This window comes from Streptomyces sp. SID12501, assembly GCF_010550245.1.
Classification (GTDB): Bacteria; Actinomycetota; Actinomycetes; order Streptomycetales; family Streptomycetaceae; genus Streptomyces.
Map to the genome: position 1 here is coordinate 1 of NZ_JAAGLU010000925.1, position 405 is coordinate 405.

Genomic DNA, 405 nt, shown 5'->3' on the forward strand with positions numbered 1-405 from the left:
GACCGAGCAGCGCGACGTCTGGTTGATGTAGTACGCGTTGCCGCCGATGACGTCGGCGAACGTCGACGGCGCGTCGGGCGAGGTGGTGAGGGTGACGGCGTCGGCGGGGACGCCCGCCGCGGCGACGAGCCCGGCCGCCGCGTCGGTGGACGCGCCCACGGCCTCGACGACGACCTTGTTGGTGGTGACGTCGACGTACCAGGTCGCGACGTCGGCGGGCAGGCCGGCGGCGTCGAGGCGTGCGCCGAGCCCCTCGAGGTCGGCGAGCGTGCGGTCCACGGCGACGGTGGTGACGCCGGACGCCATGGGGCCGCGCACCTTGTCGGGCGTGGTCGTGGCGACGTGCACGGTGCCGGCGGCGGGGTCGACCCACGGGCCGGCGTACGACGTGCCGAGCGCCTGCGT

At 75.8% G+C, this 405-nt stretch carries 1 protein-coding gene; it reads right to left on the bottom strand.

Features of this window, described 5'->3' with window-relative positions; all coding sequences use genetic code 11:
• Positions 1 to 405: S1 family peptidase (locus G3I71_RS49165; protein ID WP_164325491.1), on the bottom strand; the 405-nt coding region annotated here is incomplete at both ends.